Origin of the sequence: Acetobacter sacchari (genome assembly GCF_017377715.1) — a bacterium.
GTDB classification, from domain to species: Bacteria; Pseudomonadota; Alphaproteobacteria; order Acetobacterales; family Acetobacteraceae; genus Acetobacter; species Acetobacter sacchari.
Map to the genome: position 1 here is coordinate 130,241 of NZ_JAFVMF010000001.1, position 16,255 is coordinate 146,495.

A 16,255-nucleotide genomic window follows, 5' to 3' on the forward strand; every position below is an offset into this window, starting at 1 on the left:
TGATGGCAAAAATTACGAACAAAACGGTAGATTAGGCATCAACGGCATTTATTGTAGTGAAATAGCCATCAGGAGCGCGTCATGCCCGTTGATTTCATTGGCTTCGTCAACGGCCGCAACCATTCGGAGATTGTCCCGGCGGAAGGGCCGGTGGTGAATCTCGACCATGTCGAGGCGGCCGCGAAAATCCATGAGAACGGGGGGTTTGACCGGGTTCTGGTCGCCTTCCATTCGAATTCCCCGGAAAGCATTCTGATCTCCCAGCACGTCGCCAGTGTAACCCGACGGCTGGGCCTGATGGTCGCCCATCGACCGGGTTTCACTGCGCCGACGCTTGCGGCGCGGCAGTTCGCCACGCTGGACGCCATCAGCGGCGGCCGCGCTTCCGTGCATATCATCACAGGAGGCGATGATCGGGAGTTGCAGGCCGACGGTGATCATCTGACGAAGGCCGAGCGTTACGCCCGGACGAGCGAATACCTGGATATCGTGCGTCGCGAATGGAGCAGCGATGCGCCGTTCGACTATGATGGAAAATATTACAAGGTGCGTGGCGCTCATTCGGCCATCCGCCCCCAGAACGGCTCATCCATTCCCGTCTTTTTCGGCGGATCATCGGAGGAGGCGATTGCGGTCGCCGGCAAGCACGCTGATATTTACGCGCTCTGGGGCGAGACATACGATCAGGTGCGTGAGACGATCGCGCGCGTGAAGGCGTCTGCGGCGCAGCATGGCCGCACGGTCAGGTTCTCTCTGTCCCTCCGTCCCATTCTTGCCGAGACGGAGGAGGCGGCCTGGGCGAAGGCCGAGCAGATTCTGGAGACGGCGCGGGGTTTGCAGGAGCAGACCGGCTACGCCCGCCCCTCGGTTGTGCCCAACGAAGGGTCGCGGCGTCTGCTTGCGGCTGCGGCGCAGGGGGCCCGACTGGACAAGCGGTTGTGGACGGGGCTGGCGGCGTTGACCGGCGCCCGGGGCAATTCCACGTCGCTGGTCGGCACCGCGGAACAGGTGGCGGACGCGCTGCTCGATTACTATCGTCTGGGCGTGACCAACATTCTGATCCGGGGTTTCGATCCGTTGCAGGACGCCTATGTCTACGGACGGGATCTTATCCCGCTCACCCGACGTCTGATCGCAGCGGAGGACGCGCGCTCAGGTGCAGGGCGTGAGGCTGCGTAAGAAATTTTCCCGTGTCGCGCCTCCTTGATCGGATGGCCCGCGCGGTTGTCCATCGTCGCGTCAATCAAACCGGTAAGCAAAAGGGTCACGGCCAATGAACGTCATCGCAGCCCCGCTCCGCCATAATGATCAGCAGGCCCGCGCCCGAAAGCTGGAGCCGCGTCAGCCCGCAGCGTCTTTCGCGGAGGAAAGACTTCACCGCAAGCAGCGCCTTGCCGCGACGTTTCGGCTTTTTGCTCGTTACGGCTTCGATCAGGGGCTGGCTGGGCATGTTACCGCGCGCGATCCGGAATTTCCCGATCAATACTGGATCAATCCGCTCGCTGTGCATTTTTCCCAGATCAGGGTTTCGGATCTGCAACTCGTCGATCATGACGGCGCCATTCTGATCGGCGACAGGCCGATCAACACTGCAGGCTTCACCATTCACTCTGCGTTGCACCGGGCGCGCCCCGACGTGATCGCGGCGGCGCATACACATTCGACCTATGGAAAGGCGTTTTCCGCGCTGGGAACGGAACTGCTGCCCATTACGCAGGATTCTTGTGCCTTTTATGAAGATCACGTCGTTTTCGACCCGTTTAGCGGCGTGGTGCTGGAGGACAGCGAGGGGGAGCGGCTCGCGCAGACTCTCGGCGATCGCAAGGCGTTGATCCTGCAAAATCACGGGCTGCTTACCGTTGGCCCGACCGTAGAGGCCGCCGCATGGTGGTTCATCACCATGGACAACGCCGCGCAGACGCAGTTGCTTGCGCAGGCGGCGGGTCCGCTGAAGCCTATTGCGCCCGATATCGCGAAGCTGACGGCCAGTCAGGTCGGCACGCATCAGGGCGGTTACTATTCTTTCCAACCGCTGTGGGACTGGATAGTCGCACAGGAGCCGGATCTTTTGGACTGATATTCGATGAGCAGCATTGTTCCCTTGCGGGAGTTCGTTACCCGTTTCACTGCGCTGTTCGAGCGTGGTCTCTCTCCTTCGGCTGTGCAGCAGGAGGGGAGTTCCCTTCTTCGGACACTGGTCAGCAAGGACGACTGGCTGCCTGACGTCTTCGCAGTTCCCAATCCGGATCGCTATAGTCAGTATCTTCTGCATTGCGATCCGCTGGAGCGGTTTTCCGTCGTCAGTTTCGTCTGGGGGCCGGGGCAGACGACGCCATTGCACGATCACCGGGTCTGGGGATTGATCGGGATGCTGCGGGGCCGGGAGAGCGAAACGCAGTTCCGGCGGAATTCTGATGGCGGCTTTGAGCGCGTCGACGTAAGTTTTCTTGAAGAGGGCGAGGTTGCGTCTCTGGAGCCGGACGTCAACGACTATCATGTCGTGGCGAACGCGCTGGAGGACAGGGCGTCCGTGTCCATCCATGTCTATGGCGGCAATATTGGCGGCGTTTCGCGCGCGGTTTACGATATCGAGACTGGCCAGGAACGTCCGTTCATCTCTGGTTACTCAAGCGGCGTTACGCCCAATCTCTGGGATCGATCCCTCAACGCGAAAGCGGCCTGATCCATGAACGCATTTTCCTCTCCGCATGTGTCTTCAACGGTGGTTCGCGAAAAACTTCGCGACGGCGAGGAGATTGCGCTGTTTGATCTGCGCGAGGAAGGTCCGTTCGCGGCGGCGCATCCGCTGTTCGCGGTGAACCTGCCGCTCGGTCGTATTGAGGAACGTCTTGCGGGGCTGGCGCCGCGTCGTGACGCGCCCATTGTGATCTATGACGAGGGGGAAGGCCGCGTTGCGAAGGCGCTGCCGATTTTTCGTAGGCTGGGCTACACGAATGTCTCGGCGCTCGCTGGCGGACTGGAGGGGTGGCGTAATTCGGGCGGCGAAATTTTCATCGACGTCAATGTGCCGTCCAAATCTTTCGGCGAACTGGTCGAACACGAGCGCGGCACGCCGTCGTTGCCGGCGCGGGAACTGTATGAACGTCTCGAGCGTGGGGATGACCTCGTGGTTCTCGATGCACGTCGGTTCAGCGAATATACGACCATGTCCATTCCGAGCGGCCGTTCCGTTCCTGGCGCGGAACTGGCGTTGCGTGTTCGTGGTCTGGCGCCATCGCCGCAGACGACCGTTGTCGTGAATTGCGCGGGGCGCACGCGCTCCATTATCGGTGCGCAATCGCTGATCAACGCAGGTATTCCCAATCCTGTCTTCGCGTTGCGCAACGGAACGATTGGCTGGACGCTTGAGGGATTACAACTCGCGCATGGAGAGACAAAGCGCGCTGGCGACGTGCGGGAGAATGACCGGGCAGCCGCGTTGCAGGGGGCGATTTCTCTGGCGGAACGAGCGGGGGTGCGGTTGATCGACGCCGCAGGCGTCGACGATTTGGCGGCGGACACAGCGCGTACGCTGTACCGGCTGGACGTCCGCTCTCCGGAAGAATACGAGGCCTCCCATCTTGCAGGTTTTCGGTCGGCGCCGGGCGGCCAGTTGGTGCAGGCCACGGATGAATGGGTCGGCGTGCGACATGGAACGATCGTCCTGACCGATGATGACGGCGTGCGCGCCCGCATGACGGGGCACTGGTTGCGGCAACTTGGCTGGAATGAGGTTTATGTTCTGACGGACTGGTCGGATCTGCCGCGCGAGAGCGGCGTCGAGCAAACGCCGCTCGCTGGTCCGTTGCCGGATGTGCGCTTCGTCTCGGTGAAGGATTTGTCTGAACGTGTGGCTCCGTTTGTCATTGACCTCGCCACGAGTCCAGAATTTCGAAAAAAACACATTCCTGGATCGCATTTTGCGATTCGTAGTGATGTCGAAGAGATTTTCGGGAAACTAGGCGCTCGCAAGATTGTCCTGACGTCTCCAGATGGCCTTGCCGCACGCCTGGCGGCGCCGGAATTTGAAGCCCAGGGTTTTGACGTAGAGGTTCTGGAGGGAGGACTGGCCGCATGGCTTGCGGCGAAGCGGCCGATCGAGGCGGGGTTGACGCCGGAAGCTGCGCTGTCTGAACCGAACGATGTCTACAAACGTCCGTATGAGGGAGCCGATAACTCTGCAGCGGCGATGCAGGCTTACCTTGACTGGGAATTTGGTTTGATTGCTCAACTTGAGCGTGACGGGACGCACGGATTTCGTGTTTTAAAAGGGTGATGCGCGTCGGGTGATCATGTCTGGAGTGAGGCAATTGTTATGCCAAGCTCCAGATTGGTCGTTTTTGGTTATTGAAATTTGAAAGCAGCATGCCCTTCTTGGAATAAATGAAGGTATGGGGAAAATTTTCTTATACAGAAAATGTTTTTTGGGGCGACTATATCTTATAGATGACCCGCACATTCCCTGCACAAGCGAGTCTGTTGGGGTAGCCCCAGATATTCGTATGTCGGAAATAATGTAAGTCGAGTTGGCGTAATGCTGCAAACGAATTTCCGATAGATAATTAAATTACTGAGATTTATAGAAAATCATACCGTGGTCATGGTCTTTTAATTTATGGCTTGTGAAACATCTGCAGTTTTCCTTGCGCCTGTTCGGGCATAAATTCCGTTCGTATTCGCACGGGCCATGGGTGTGGCGGATACATGAGGCGAGCGAATGACAGATTTTCAAAAATAAACATGAATAGTTATAATGTTAAATATGAATTTTATTGAAATATATTCCATTTACGGTGTTGTATTTGATTTGGCAATGAAGTTACTTTAAATAAATCAATATAGAAATTGTATATTTTGGAAAAAATATAGATATTAATTGTGTTGTTCTCGTTGCTTCGGAATGACATGATATGACGCTAGCTTGTGTTGATTCTTCACGCGCCCTGAAAAACGGCCGCCGACTGATGCTGCTGGTGTCAGCCTTTACATCCTCAACGGCTTTGGCGGCGTCTTCCGACGTGTCGCAGTCTCGATCTGTGGGGGCGCATAAATCCCGCGATGCGGCGCAAGTTCATCATCCGGCGCCCCGAGCGTCCGTGGGGAAGGCCGAAAGCATTGCAGTTACCGGACAGACGCACGGCGCGCGTCTGCATGCCGCGTTGCAACGCACTCCAGCGTCTATCTCTTTGCTGACAGGAGAGCGTCTGCGCCAACTTGGGGTGACGGATGTGCGACAACTGGCCAACTTGACGCCAAATTTGTACGAACCACGTGCGACGGTGGGATTTTCGGCAACCAACTATTTCATTCGTGGCATTGGAGAACTTGACCCGCAAGGAGAGCCGTCAGTCGGCACCTATATCGACGGCGTTTATCTGCCGCGGACTATAGGCACGATGCAGGAATTGCTGGACGTGGATAACGTGCAGATCGACCGTGGGCCGGTCGGCTTTACTGCAGGGCACCAGGCCGAAGGCGGCGCAGTGCGCATCAACACCGTGGCGCCAGGAAACACAAAGCAGTTTCGCGCGCTGGTTGGATATGGATCATATAATGAGTACCGGGCCGCGTTTCTGGCGAGTGGCGCGCTCGTGAAGGATCGTGTTTACGCGAGCCTCGCCTTCGATCGTCATGGCCGTGACGGCTTTGATCGCAACTACACGCTCAACCAGACCGAGAATAATATTGATTACACGCAGGCGCGTGGAAAATTGCGCTTCACGCCGAATGACCGCTGGGACATTACGCTCGCGTTTGACGGAACGGTGGATGGCTCGACCAACCGGGGGTATGGCAATTTGCTGAATGGCTACACCCATGGTTTATATTCTTCGATTTATCCTAAAAATAATTACAGTCAGGTCGGATTTACAGGAAACGTCAACTATGTCGTCAACTCTCACCTGCAGCTGCATTCGACGACGGCCGTTCGGGGGTATGACGACACAGGATATTATGACAACTACGGAACGAAATACATTCAGAGGTCGCAACTTCTTTATTATAAAGACCGCGCGTATTCCGAGGATTTAAATTTGCACGGCGATTATGGGCGGCTCTCCTTCACCGTCGGCGCGTATTTCATGTACGAAGATTGGTATACTGCACGGCGTGCGAACAATACGACCGGAGCCTGGTACCCGGATTCACAGGCCGCCTCTCTTCAGAGCTACACGCCAGTATATGCCAAAATCGATCAGTTGACACGTATCTGGGCTTTATATGGGCAGGCGGAATACAAAATTACGCCGACTTTGACAGCGACGGTGGGGTTGCGATTCAATCATGAATCTCATTCGAACGCGGAAGACCTGAACTACCTCGTAGCTGGCGGCAATCATTCCGTGGGCTGGCCGGGCGTCATAGCCGCTCTTTACTCCGGCGCCCCGGGCGCTTCGGCATGGCCGGGGCACGCCGCAGCCCATGCCGACTGGACGCAATTGCTGCCGAAAGGCGCTTTGACCTGGCAGATTACGCCGAGTGTCATGCCCTACGTATCGATCTCGCAGGGAAGTAAATCGGGTGGATACGATTATCGCGCTCAGACGCCCGGCGCAGCCAATATGGCGCAAGCTTTACTGCCTTATAAACCTGAGCTGGTGACGACGTTCGAAATTGGCGCGAAGACCAGTCCGCTCGCCCATATTCTGGAAGTAAACGGCGCGCTATTCTGGAACAATTTTAATAACATCCAGATGACGACTTATGACGCGACGACTGCGCTCTCCCACAGGTTCAATGCAGGCAAAGGGCACTCGGCAGGCGCGGAGATGGAGGCCACTGCGCATATCGGATCGAACTGGGATATGCACTACACCGCGTCCTATCTCTATGCGCAGTTGGACCATTTCGACGGCGTCTCTACGGCTCCCCTGAAACTGGCCGAAGGAGGGGCATACAATAACGCGCCGCATACGGGCGCACGGCTTCCATATTCTCCACGCTGGCAGATGAACGCGTCCGTCTTCTACCGTGTGCCGCTGCGCCGTGCGCCGGGCCGGTTCAGCATCGGCGCCGACGTTTCATGGCAGTCTTCGCTCTATCTCGACGGGAATGAAAACGCGCAGACAAGACTGTCACCGCAGACATATTTCAACGCCATTGCGACATGGACAAGCGATGACAAGCGATGGACCATCACGGGGCAGGTCCGCAATATTCTTGACCGCAGGTATCCGCAGACCTTGTCGTATACGCTCGGCTCCGCTTCGCACGGGGTATATTCGCCCGTGAACTATGCGGCGGCGTTCGCAGACCCGCGCACGATTTTCGTTACGGCCGAATACAAGTTGTGACCCTCGTGTTTCCGCCGCGTCGGATCTGACGGAACGACGCGATTTTGACGCGCCTCGCGACTTGCGTCTGAACCAGGATACTATCGCCCAACATACGTTGCCTGATGATAACAATCCTCGTAGCGTCGGAATGTTTTGGGAAGTGATTATTCAGGCAGGAGACGCAGGTGAGTGCAACCCGGATAAAGAAGAAATTCTCTGGCCCGGGTTGGCTTGCCCTTGCCCTTCTGCTCTCGCATGGAACTGCGCGCTCGACGTCGCCTGCACGCGAAGCGGTTCATTTTTCGCACGATGTGAAAATTTCGACGGCATTGGGCGAAATCGCGGGAACGGAACGGGACGGAGTCGAAGCCTTCAAGGGCATTCCCTTCGCTCAGCCCCCCATCGGGGCATTGCGGTGGGCGGCGCCACAACCGGCGTCCCGATGGGCCGGAGTCTTGGACGCGACGCATTTTCGGTCGGATTGTATGCAAAAACCCTTTCCCAGTGACGCGGCGCCGCTGGGCGGCCCGGTGTCAGAGGACTGCCTCTATCTCAATATCTGGCGCCCCGTATCAGCTGTGAAAACGCAATCGCCCGGTCTACCTGTCATGGTCTGGATTTACGGAGGAGGATTCGTGAACGGAGGAAGCTCGCCTGCCGTTTACTCTGGAGCGCCGATTGCGAAGCAGGGCGTTGTCGTCGTCAGTTTCAACTATCGCCTCGGCCGTTTCGGAACATTTGACACAGGTTCTTTCAGGAGCGGCGGCATGAAATCAGAAAAATCCGCCAATTACGGATTTGAAGATCAACTGGCGGCGTTGCGCTGGGTCAAGGGTCATATTGCTGAATTCGGCGGAGATCCACAGCGGGTTACAGTGGTCGGCGAGAGTGCAGGGGGCGTGTCGGTCCACATGTTGCTGACCTCGCCGAACGCCGGCGACCTCTTCAGTCAAGCGGTGATCCAGTCTGGCGCTGAAGGGGTGATGCGGGGAGCAACATCCGACGCAGCCAGAAGCGAGGCGAAAGCTTTCGCTCAGGCGCAGGGGATTCTGCCGGATGACCCGAACGCACTGGCAAAGCTGAAAGCGCTCCCGGCGTCCGCCATACTTGGCGATCTCAACATGATGGCGCTGTTTTATCCTCCTGCTGGTCCCAAAACATTTTCGAGTCCATTTCCTGATGGAGAGCTGATCGCGCCAGCGCTCGATGTCTACAAGACCGGTGCGTTCAGGCATATTCCAATGATGATCGGCGCGACAAGCGCCGATCTGGGTGGGCAGAAAGGCTTCATGATCGCTGGGGCGGAGAGAGTGGCGTCTTTGCTATCGAGAGAGAATGTTCCCGTTTATAAGTACAAATTTTCCTATGTTTCATCATCTTCCGAAGCGGCCGGGGTTCATGGAGCGGCCCATGCGACCGACATCCCGTTCTTTATGGGAACCGCAGAGACTCGTTACGGAACTGCGACATCGCAGCGGGATCGAAAAGCGGCGGCCGAGGCGAACATCCGTCTCGTGAATTTCATCAAGACAGGAAATCCTTCTGCGGATGGCGCGGATGAATGGCCGCGCTATACGAGCTCTGCCCCGTGCGTTCTAGATTTTACGACGGATGGTTCTCGGCATGTTTCGTGCCGTTGATTGATGAGAGCCCTGTCGCTTCCGCCTTATGAATGATCATTTTCAAAAATGTTGTCGGTTTTATGCCGGTATATGTCTTCCACGAGTAGGAACGCGCGTTCGAGGCGTTTCACAATGAGTAAAGTCACGGTTGCAACAGCTGCTGAAACGAGAGTGACGCGGCGCCATCCGCGTAGCGCGCCACTTTTCACAGGTGAGCAGGGGAAGAAGCGACCATGGTGAAGCTTCGTCCCGGACGTCGAGCCGGGGCGAAGCTTCATTTGGTTACTCCGTGTGGGCGGGGTTCACATTGCTGGATCGCGTGATGAAAGAAGCCACGTTCTCGTGCAACTGCTTCAACGCCGTCTCATTCGCATACACCATGTGCCCGGACTCGTACCGCGCATATTCGATGTTCGATTGCAGACGGTTTGGAATCTGCAGGTGCTTCATCTCGTAGACGCCTTCGTAATATGGCGTCGCAAGATCAAAATACCCCGCGTTCAACATGACTTTCAAAGTTGGATTTGTTTTCATCGCATAGGCGAGATCGGGCATCACGTTTGCGGAGCCGTCGAACGCCTGCCCTTCGCCGGGGGGCGTGTGCCGGAAATCCCAATGGGTGTCTATGCCCCCTCTGTAGTCCTGTCCGTTTCCGTACCCGAGCGTTTTACGTGTGTAATCGTTGAACGCGGAGATATAGGCGGAACTGATCGCTGCGGACTGCGGATCGTAGTCCGCCTCTTCGCTCAGCGGATTGATCGTTGGGCCGGAGAAGCGGGAATCGAGACGTCCCGTGGTGGTGTCATCATTTTCCTGAAGCGTTTTTTCAAACTCTCCTACATCGACACGCAGATCGGCCCGCAGAAGGTAATCCACCGGCAGGCCGGTATAGGTATGCAGCTTCTCGGCGACGGCACGCTTGCTGTCAGCAGTCAGATCTGCGCCTTTCTGCAATGCCAGAAGATAATCGTTGGACGCGAATTGCTCGACTTCCTTTAGCAAAGCCTTGAGGTCGGGAGGATTGCCGGGCAGGCGATGGTGGTACCACGCGGTCGCAGCGTAGGTTGGCAACGCCAGAACATATGGAAGGTCATTCCCGGGGTTGAGCTTTGGTTCATCCCCTTCATTGTCATAGCTGAGAATTTGGGAAAGAAGGATGACTCCGTTGAAGTCGATATTATCCTCGTTTTGCAAATCGTTGACCAGAACGGCCGAACGGAGCGTGCCGTAGCTTTCCCCGAACAGGAACTTCGGCGAGTTGTAGCGCCCGAACTCGCCGAGGAATTGGGTGATAAAGTTGGCGAATGCGTGCCCATCGGCGTCTACACCCCAAAAGGACTTTTCGCGATCCTTGCCCGCAATGCGTCCGAACCCGGTGCCCGGAGCGTCGATGAACACAAGATCCGTCACGTCGAGCAGACTGGCCTCGTTATTGACCAGTTGATATGGCGCGGCAGGGTCGTGGGCGTCGTTCATTGTGACGATGCGACGCGGCCCGAAAGCGCCCATATGCAGCCATACGCTCGCTGATCCCGGGCCGCCGTTATAGACGAAGGTGATCGGCCGCCCTTCCGGTTTGGCGTCTTTTTTGAAATAGGCGACGTAAAACATTGCCGCTGCGGCGTCTGGGTTGCCGTCGTCTGCCCTTCCGTCGCCCTTGTTGTCCGTGTGGAGACCAAGGCGCGTCTCCACGACCGACGTTGAATCATCCCATCCCTTGGGATGCACGATCAGCGTGCCGGCGACGGCGCGATAGTCGATTTTCTGACCGCCGATCGTGACGCTTCCGGCGCTCTCCCGCCGGTCGGTCGTCTGCGAGGTCGTCGGCTGGGCGTGGGAGAAACTTGCGGACGAAGATTTGTCTTCCGCCGCGACCGCCCGCGATCCGGGAAAAGTCGTGGACGACAGGAGCAGCGCAAGCAGCGAAGCGGAAAAAGTGAGGCGTGAGGACGGGGAACGAGAGACTGTGGTCAACGCGATAATCTCCATACGGCGCGATGCCGGGACTATACGGTGGTCCGATGCGTTACAAAATTGGGCGATGGCGGAGAATGCGCTGCATTACGCAAGTTTCAGACTGCATGTGGCGCTCGACGGCACGTGGTATGTTGCGTTGAAGCATTGTGTCCTCTTCCGCTCGTCTGTTGGCGCGCCGTGGGCGAAGCGGGTCCGTCGGTCGGCCGGTCTGCAATCATCCCTCGCAGAGACCACGGATTATCGACAGGCGTGTCTGCGAAAAGATGTCACAAATCAGGCCGTCACACCTGACGCGAAGACTGATCGACGTAAATGGGCTCGACCCTATCCGCCGCGCGCGCTTACAGGCGGCGCGGCGCCCACCGGTCGCCAGCGGTGTTCCAGATATTGCCATGCCGCGAGCGAAGGCAGGCCCCAGGCGATCTCGCGCAGTCGCTTGATCAACGAAAGGGCGATGGACACGGTCGGCGGCAGACCGAACAGACCGCCGACGAGCACATAGCCGCCTTCGGAAACGCCCAGCCCTCCAGGGACGGCAAAGGCGACGGATTTCGCGATCTGTCCGACGCTTTCAATCACGTAACCGGTGGCGAGAGAACGGTCATGGCCTAGAAAATGCAGGATGATGCAGACCTCGACCGCACCCAGTGACCATCCGGCAAATTGCGCGCACCCGGCGATTATCGCCCTGCGGGGCGCGCGGTAGAGAGACATGATTTCGTCGTGCAGGCCACGGATGCCGTCGACGCCGCTCCAGCCCAGATGCGCTGCGATACGCACCAGAAGTCTCTCGACGACGGAAATCGCGCCGAACCACTGACTACCGAACAGGGCGACTCCGATGAGAAGCGCAACGCCGCCGCTCTCCATCAGCTCGTCGGTAATTGTCGAGCGTTTAACGAGGAGAAAGAGGATCAGAAGGCCGACGACGGTGAACGCAACCTGACTGAGCAACTCGATGGTCAGATCGCAGATGGTGGCTGCCGCCGCGTGCCGAAGCCCAAGTCCCCGACGACCAAGAAGGCGCGCCGATGCGACTTCTCCTCCGATCTGCGCAACGGGAAGCAAATTGTTCACACCCTCCCGCACGCAACGGAGCAGGGCGTAATCACGCAGTTGAACGTCAGCGCCCCGGCGCCCGGAGATGACACGCCACGAATGGGCGGAAAGCAGGACCTGAACGGAATGGAAGAGGATCGCAAAGAGAACGCCCCAGCCCCCGGCGGCGACAAGGGTCAATGTGGCGGCCGCCCCGAACTGGGCCAGCATCCACGCGGTCAGTCCGACGCCAAGAATTCCGGCCAGGACCGTCAAGCGCCTCATCGTCAGGTGGGCCTCCCCCCTTAACTAGCAGCGGATACCGGCGCAGGATCGATGCCACCCGGGGGGCGATCCTTTTCGATATGCCGATTATCCGGCGATCCGTCGCAACAGTGCAATCGATTCCACGCACGCAGCGGCCGCTTCGCGCCCCTTGTTATGGATATCTTCACGGGAGCGATCGACGGCCTGCTGTTCGGTGTAGGTAGTGAGAACGCCGAACGCGACGGGAGTTTCCGTCGCGAGTGACGCCTGCATGATTCCGACAGTCGCGCCGAGGCTGATGAACTCGAAATGCGCCGTATCGCCCTTGATGACGCAGCCGAGGCAGATCACGCCCTCGTAGCGCCCGGTGCGGGCGAGGGCCTGCGCCAGAAGCGGAAGCTCGAAGGCGCCTGGCGCAGGGAAGAAATCGTCGTCGGCGACCGTGATCCCATGCTCGCCGAGCCATTCGATCGCACCGTTGCGCAAGCCGCCCGTCACGTCCTCGTTGAAACGGCTGACCACCAGCGCGAGGCGAGGCGCCGGGGACAAATTCAGGTTGGGGACGGAGGCGGGAGAACGCGTGCTCATAACTTTTCCTGTCGTGTGTGAATTAAGACAATTGCAACGGTTGGGGCGTCATTCTGTCACGCGCTGATGGTCGACCGAGTGAGGCTCCCCGCGACTGGACGACGGCGCGCTGGCCGCCGGCCTGAGAAAGAAGAAGGGTTCCAGCCTTGTGCGGACGGTCAGTCCGCCGCGCCGACCGATTCAGCGCGCAGCACATGACCCAGACGTCGCCGTTTGGCGTCCAGATAAGCCCGGTTGAACGGGTTCGCCGCGATCTCCAGCCCGACGCGTCGACGCACGGTGAAGCCGCGTTCTTCAAGCGCCGTCACCTTCTGCGGATTGTTCGTCAGCAGATCGAGCGTGTCGACGCCAAGGTCGCGCAGGATCGACGCCGCCGCCGCCCAGTCGCGCGTGTCTGTCGCGAAGCCCAGCTTGTGGTTGGCGTCGACGGTATCCAGCCCCTGGTCCTGCAATGCGTAGGCGCGGATCTTGTTGCCCAGTCCGATGCCGCGTCCTTCATGCCCGCGAATGTAGAGCAGCGCGCCGCAATCGGAACGACCGATCTCCTCCAGTGCGCCCCGCAGTTGCGGGCCGCAGTCGCATCGCAGCGAACCGAGCGCGTCGCCGGTTACGCATTCGGAGTGCAGCCGCACCAGCGGCACCGCTCCCGGCGCGGACAAATCGCCCTTCACCAGCGCCACGTGCTCCGTGCCGTCCGTGTCGCGGAAGGCGTGGATGACCAGCTTTTCTCCGCCGAACGCGCTCGGCAGGGCTGCCTCAGCCAGTTCGGCTGTCACAGCGTCCGCCCGCGACGACCGTAGCGCCGCAGCGAGCGACGTTCTGGCGTCGGGGGTGATTGGCGTGGTGCCGTGTTCGCGCACCCAGGCGGTCAGTTCGGCGATGGAGACGATCACCAGCCCATGCAGGGCGGCGTAGTCCTCAAGCTCGGGACGCCGGGCCATCGAGCCGTCCTTGCTCATGATCTCGCAAATTACGGCGGCGGGGCTGCATCCGGCGAGACGGGCGAGATCGATCGACCCTTCCGTGTGGCCGTCACGCTCCAGAACGCCGCCGGGAGCCGCCCGCAGCGGAAAGATATGTCCCGGTGAGACAAGGTCCGCAGCCTGCGCGTCAGGCGCTACGGCGGCGAGCACCGTACGGGAGCGGTCATGCGCGGAGATGCCGGTCGTCACGCCCTCTCGCGCCTCGATCGACACGGTGAACGCCGTGCTGCGCGGCGCCGTGTTGACGCGCGTCATCATCGGCAGGTCGAGATGCGCGACACGCTCGGGCGTCATCGGCAGGCAGACCAGCCCGCGCCCGTGCGTGACCATGAAGTTCATGGCTTCAGGCGTCATGAACTCGGCGGCCATGACCAGATCGCCCTCGTTCTCGCGATCCTCGTCATCGACCATCACCACCATGCGACCGGCCCGGATGGCCTCGACCGCACGCGCCAGCGTCTCCGGCATTTCGGGACGCGACGCGGAATTCAGCGATACTGACATAGTGTCTCCACATACTTCGCGATCACGTCCACTTCGACGTTCACCGGATCGCCCGATGAAAGCGCGCCCAGAGTGGTGTGGTCCCAGGTGTGAGGGATGATCATCAGGGCGATATGAAACGTATCGGCTTCGGCGCCGCCCTCTCCGGGAGCGCCGACCTCGTTGAGCGTCAGGCTGATGCCGTCCAGCGTGACGGAGCCTTTCTCGACCATGTAACGGCGCAGGGCTGCCGGGACGGCGAAGACGATCCGTCGGGCGTCTCCGGAGTCTTCGACCGAGACCAGTCGTGCGACGCCGTCCACATGGCCCTGCACGATATGACCTGAGAGCCGCGTCGACGGCGTCACTGCGCGTTCAATGTTGACCCGGCCTCCTTGGGAGAGCCGCCCCAGGGCGGTGCGCGCCAGCGTCTCGGAACTGACGAAGAAGCGCACGCGGCCGTTCGCGTCGTACTCCGTCGCGGTCAGGCACACGCCGTTCACGGCGATGCTTTCGCCAAGAGCCACGTCGGTGATGCCGGTGTCGATGTCGAGCAGACACGACGCGTTGCCGGACTGAACGGCGGCCACGCCGCCAAGATGCTCGATTATGCCGGAAAACATGCGGCGTCCTCTTCCTTGATAACCTGATCGATCTCGGCGGGCTCGACGAAATCGAGACCGCGATCAGCGAACAGCGCCAGCGGCGTGTCGCGATGGCGGCTTGCGACCGTCAGCCGTTCGCCGCCCGCAGCCAGTCGCTCGATGCGCAGCCAGTCGTCCCAAACGTCTCCGGCGCGCATCGCGGCGAGGAGCGTCGGCCCTGCCTCGACAAGCGCCCAAAGCGCGCCCGCCTCGGCCAGCATGGCCGGAGCGTCATCGACAGCGGCGCAGAAGCGCACGTCGAAACGACGTTCGGCCTGCTCCAGCCATGCGACGGGAGCATTGTCGCGACGTCCGCAGACCAGCAGGATGCGGCGTCGCTCCTCGTGATCCGCGACCCTGCGGACGTCGAGTCCGGGCAGGTCGGCGCGCACGGTGCCGATCCCGGTGACCACGGCGTCGGTCGCACGACGCAACGCGTGGGCCAGATCGAGCGCGGCGGGGGAGGTGAATGTTGTGCTCCCGGCGGGAGGGATCATCGAACCCGCAGAGTCCACGGCCTGTTTCACCGTGAACCATGTTCTCCGACTGGACGCCCAGTGCACGAACGGCGCGATCAAGCCCCGACATTGCGCCAACAATGCGCTCTGGTCCGGTAGCGCAGTCGCTTCAGACAGCCATCGCACTGTGCGTCCAGCCGCCGTTAGCCGCGTCGCGCCGCCGCCCGCCACGCGCGGATTGGGGTCGGCGCAACCGATCCACACGGTCTCCACCGGGGTGGCAAGCAGCGCTTCGGAGCACGGAGGGGTGCGACCGGTATGGTTGCAGGGTTCGAGCGTCACGACCGCCGTGTGGATACGATCGGTCAGTCCCAGTTCGGCGCATTGCGCCAGCGCACGCGCTTCGGCGTGAAATGTGCCCGCCTTGTGATGAGCGGCCACCGTGAGGATCGCACCATCACGATCAAGCAATGCGCAGCCGACCGGCGGATTGGGCGCCGTCGCGCCGACAAAACGGCGCGCTTCGTCGATGGCAGCGCGGAAACCCGCCGCAATCGCCGTATCGTCACGCTGCTGTCCGGTCTGAAACGCTGTCATCCCCGTCCGCCATCTGGTCAACACACCACGGGCGTCTCAGGGCGAATATGGACGGGCGCACGCCCCCCGCATTGCGGAGCACGCGCTTCGATCCACCGTTCTCTCTCATCCGGACTATGACCGTCGGCTCCGGATTCACACCGGATCTGCTTGACCCCGCCGCAAACACGGCGGGCGCTCGCGGGCTTTCGGTCGTGCTTGCGCACGGCTCGATTTACCGCCGGTGGGGAGTTTCACCCCGCCCTGAGAACGTCCGCAACCAGCCTTCCGACTGGCGCTGGAATTATATGAGGGATAAAATTTCACGATTGCAAGGGGTGT

13 protein-coding genes and 1 riboswitch are annotated in these 16,255 nt (G+C 59.8%); of the genes, 6 read left to right on the top strand and 7 right to left on the bottom strand.

From position 1 onward, the window contains the following. Nucleotides 1-81: 81 nt before the first annotated feature. The 6 genes from J2D73_RS00570 (at nucleotide 82) to J2D73_RS00595 (ending at nucleotide 8,917) form a co-directional block, all read left to right on the top strand. Nucleotides 82-1,179 carry an LLM class flavin-dependent oxidoreductase gene (locus J2D73_RS00570; RefSeq protein WP_207878389.1) on the top strand — a complete coding sequence of 366 codons (1,098 nt, stop codon included), beginning with the start codon at nucleotides 82-84 and terminating at the stop codon, nucleotides 1,177-1,179. A 94-nt stretch (nucleotides 1,180-1,273) separates the two neighbouring features. Then, nucleotides 1,274-2,077 carry a class II aldolase/adducin family protein gene (locus J2D73_RS00575; protein WP_207878391.1) on the top strand — a complete coding sequence of 268 codons (804 nt, stop codon included), beginning with the start codon at nucleotides 1,274-1,276 and terminating at the stop codon, nucleotides 2,075-2,077. 6 nt (nucleotides 2,078-2,083) lie between these two features. Then, nucleotides 2,084-2,683 (top strand): cysteine dioxygenase family protein, encoded by a 600-nt coding sequence (locus J2D73_RS00580; RefSeq protein WP_207878393.1) that lies wholly within the window; start codon nucleotides 2,084-2,086, stop codon nucleotides 2,681-2,683. A 3-nt stretch (nucleotides 2,684-2,686) separates the two neighbouring features. After that, nucleotides 2,687-4,276, top strand: a complete 1,590-nt coding sequence (locus J2D73_RS00585; RefSeq protein WP_207878395.1) for a rhodanese-like domain-containing protein — start codon at nucleotides 2,687-2,689, stop codon at nucleotides 4,274-4,276. Nucleotides 4,277-4,910: 634 nt separating this feature from the next. After that, on the top strand, nucleotides 4,911-7,295 hold the full coding sequence (locus tag J2D73_RS00590; RefSeq protein ID WP_207878397.1) for a TonB-dependent receptor: 2,385 nt from the start codon (nucleotides 4,911-4,913) through the stop codon (nucleotides 7,293-7,295). 167 nt (nucleotides 7,296-7,462) lie between these two features. Then, entirely contained in the window at nucleotides 7,463-8,917 is a 1,455-nt protein-coding gene (locus tag J2D73_RS00595) for a carboxylesterase family protein (RefSeq protein WP_207878398.1), read from the top strand. 26 nt (nucleotides 8,918-8,943) lie between these two features. On the opposite strand, the gene J2D73_RS00600 is transcribed toward J2D73_RS00595, so the two are convergent. The 7 genes from J2D73_RS00600 to ribD form a co-directional block, all read right to left on the bottom strand. Continuing rightward, complete coding sequence (locus J2D73_RS00600) at nucleotides 8,944-9,177, bottom strand: hypothetical protein (RefSeq protein WP_207878400.1); 234 nt, start codon at nucleotides 9,175-9,177, stop codon at nucleotides 8,944-8,946. Between the two features lie 4 nt (nucleotides 9,178-9,181). Continuing rightward, nucleotides 9,182-10,873 carry a S10 family peptidase gene (locus tag J2D73_RS00605; protein ID WP_243429504.1) on the bottom strand — a complete coding sequence of 564 codons (1,692 nt, stop codon included), beginning with the start codon at nucleotides 10,871-10,873 and terminating at the stop codon, nucleotides 9,182-9,184. A 327-nt stretch (nucleotides 10,874-11,200) separates the two neighbouring features. Next, on the bottom strand, nucleotides 11,201-12,199 hold the full coding sequence (locus J2D73_RS00610; RefSeq protein WP_207878402.1) for a lysylphosphatidylglycerol synthase domain-containing protein: 999 nt from the start codon (nucleotides 12,197-12,199) through the stop codon (nucleotides 11,201-11,203). Nucleotides 12,200-12,286: 87 nt separating this feature from the next. After that, nucleotides 12,287-12,769 (bottom strand): 6,7-dimethyl-8-ribityllumazine synthase, encoded by a 483-nt coding sequence (gene ribH / locus J2D73_RS00615; protein ID WP_207878403.1) that lies wholly within the window; start codon nucleotides 12,767-12,769, stop codon nucleotides 12,287-12,289. Nucleotides 12,770-12,927: 158 nt separating this feature from the next. Beyond that, a complete protein-coding gene (gene ribB, locus J2D73_RS00620; protein WP_207878773.1) occupies nucleotides 12,928-14,220 on the bottom strand; it encodes a 3,4-dihydroxy-2-butanone-4-phosphate synthase in 1,293 nt (430 codons plus the stop codon). 20 nt (nucleotides 14,221-14,240) lie between these two features. After that, a complete protein-coding gene (locus J2D73_RS00625) occupies nucleotides 14,241-14,858 on the bottom strand; it encodes a riboflavin synthase (RefSeq protein ID WP_207878404.1) in 618 nt (205 codons plus the stop codon). Continuing rightward, nucleotides 14,843-15,934, bottom strand: a complete 1,092-nt coding sequence (gene ribD, locus J2D73_RS00630; RefSeq protein ID WP_207878405.1) for a bifunctional diaminohydroxyphosphoribosylaminopyrimidine deaminase/5-amino-6-(5-phosphoribosylamino)uracil reductase RibD — start codon at nucleotides 15,932-15,934, stop codon at nucleotides 14,843-14,845. Before ribD ends, J2D73_RS00625 begins: the two co-directional genes overlap by 16 nt. Before the next feature lie 93 nt (nucleotides 15,935-16,027). Further along, a riboswitch (FMN riboswitch) is annotated at nucleotides 16,028-16,189 on the bottom strand. Nucleotides 16,190-16,255: the final 66 nt, after the last annotated feature.

Excerpts from the sequence above, each read along its gene's own strand:
- J2D73_RS00570 (WP_207878389.1), top strand. The coding sequence starts at position 82 with ATGCCCGTTGATTTCATTGGCTTCGTCAACGGCCGCAACCATTCGGAG.
- J2D73_RS00575 (WP_207878391.1), top strand. The coding sequence starts at position 1,274 with ATGAACGTCATCGCAGCCCCGCTCCGCCATAATGATCAGCAGGCCCGC.
- J2D73_RS00580 (WP_207878393.1), top strand. The coding sequence starts at position 2,084 with ATGAGCAGCATTGTTCCCTTGCGGGAGTTCGTTACCCGTTTCACTGCG.
- J2D73_RS00585 (WP_207878395.1), top strand. The coding sequence starts at position 2,687 with ATGAACGCATTTTCCTCTCCGCATGTGTCTTCAACGGTGGTTCGCGAA.
- J2D73_RS00590 (WP_207878397.1), top strand. The coding sequence starts at position 4,911 with ATGACGCTAGCTTGTGTTGATTCTTCACGCGCCCTGAAAAACGGCCGC.
- J2D73_RS00600 (WP_207878400.1), bottom strand. The coding sequence starts at position 9,177 with ATGAAGCTTCGCCCCGGCTCGACGTCCGGGACGAAGCTTCACCATGGT.
- J2D73_RS00610 (WP_207878402.1), bottom strand. The coding sequence starts at position 12,199 with ATGAGGCGCTTGACGGTCCTGGCCGGAATTCTTGGCGTCGGACTGACC.
- ribH (WP_207878403.1), bottom strand. The coding sequence starts at position 12,769 with ATGAGCACGCGTTCTCCCGCCTCCGTCCCCAACCTGAATTTGTCCCCG.
- ribB (WP_207878773.1), bottom strand. The coding sequence starts at position 14,220 with ATGCCGGAGACGCTGGCGCGTGCGGTCGAGGCCATCCGGGCCGGTCGC.
- J2D73_RS00625 (WP_207878404.1), bottom strand. The coding sequence starts at position 14,858 with ATGTTTTCCGGCATAATCGAGCATCTTGGCGGCGTGGCCGCCGTTCAG.
- ribD (WP_207878405.1), bottom strand. The coding sequence starts at position 15,934 with ATGACAGCGTTTCAGACCGGACAGCAGCGTGACGATACGGCGATTGCG.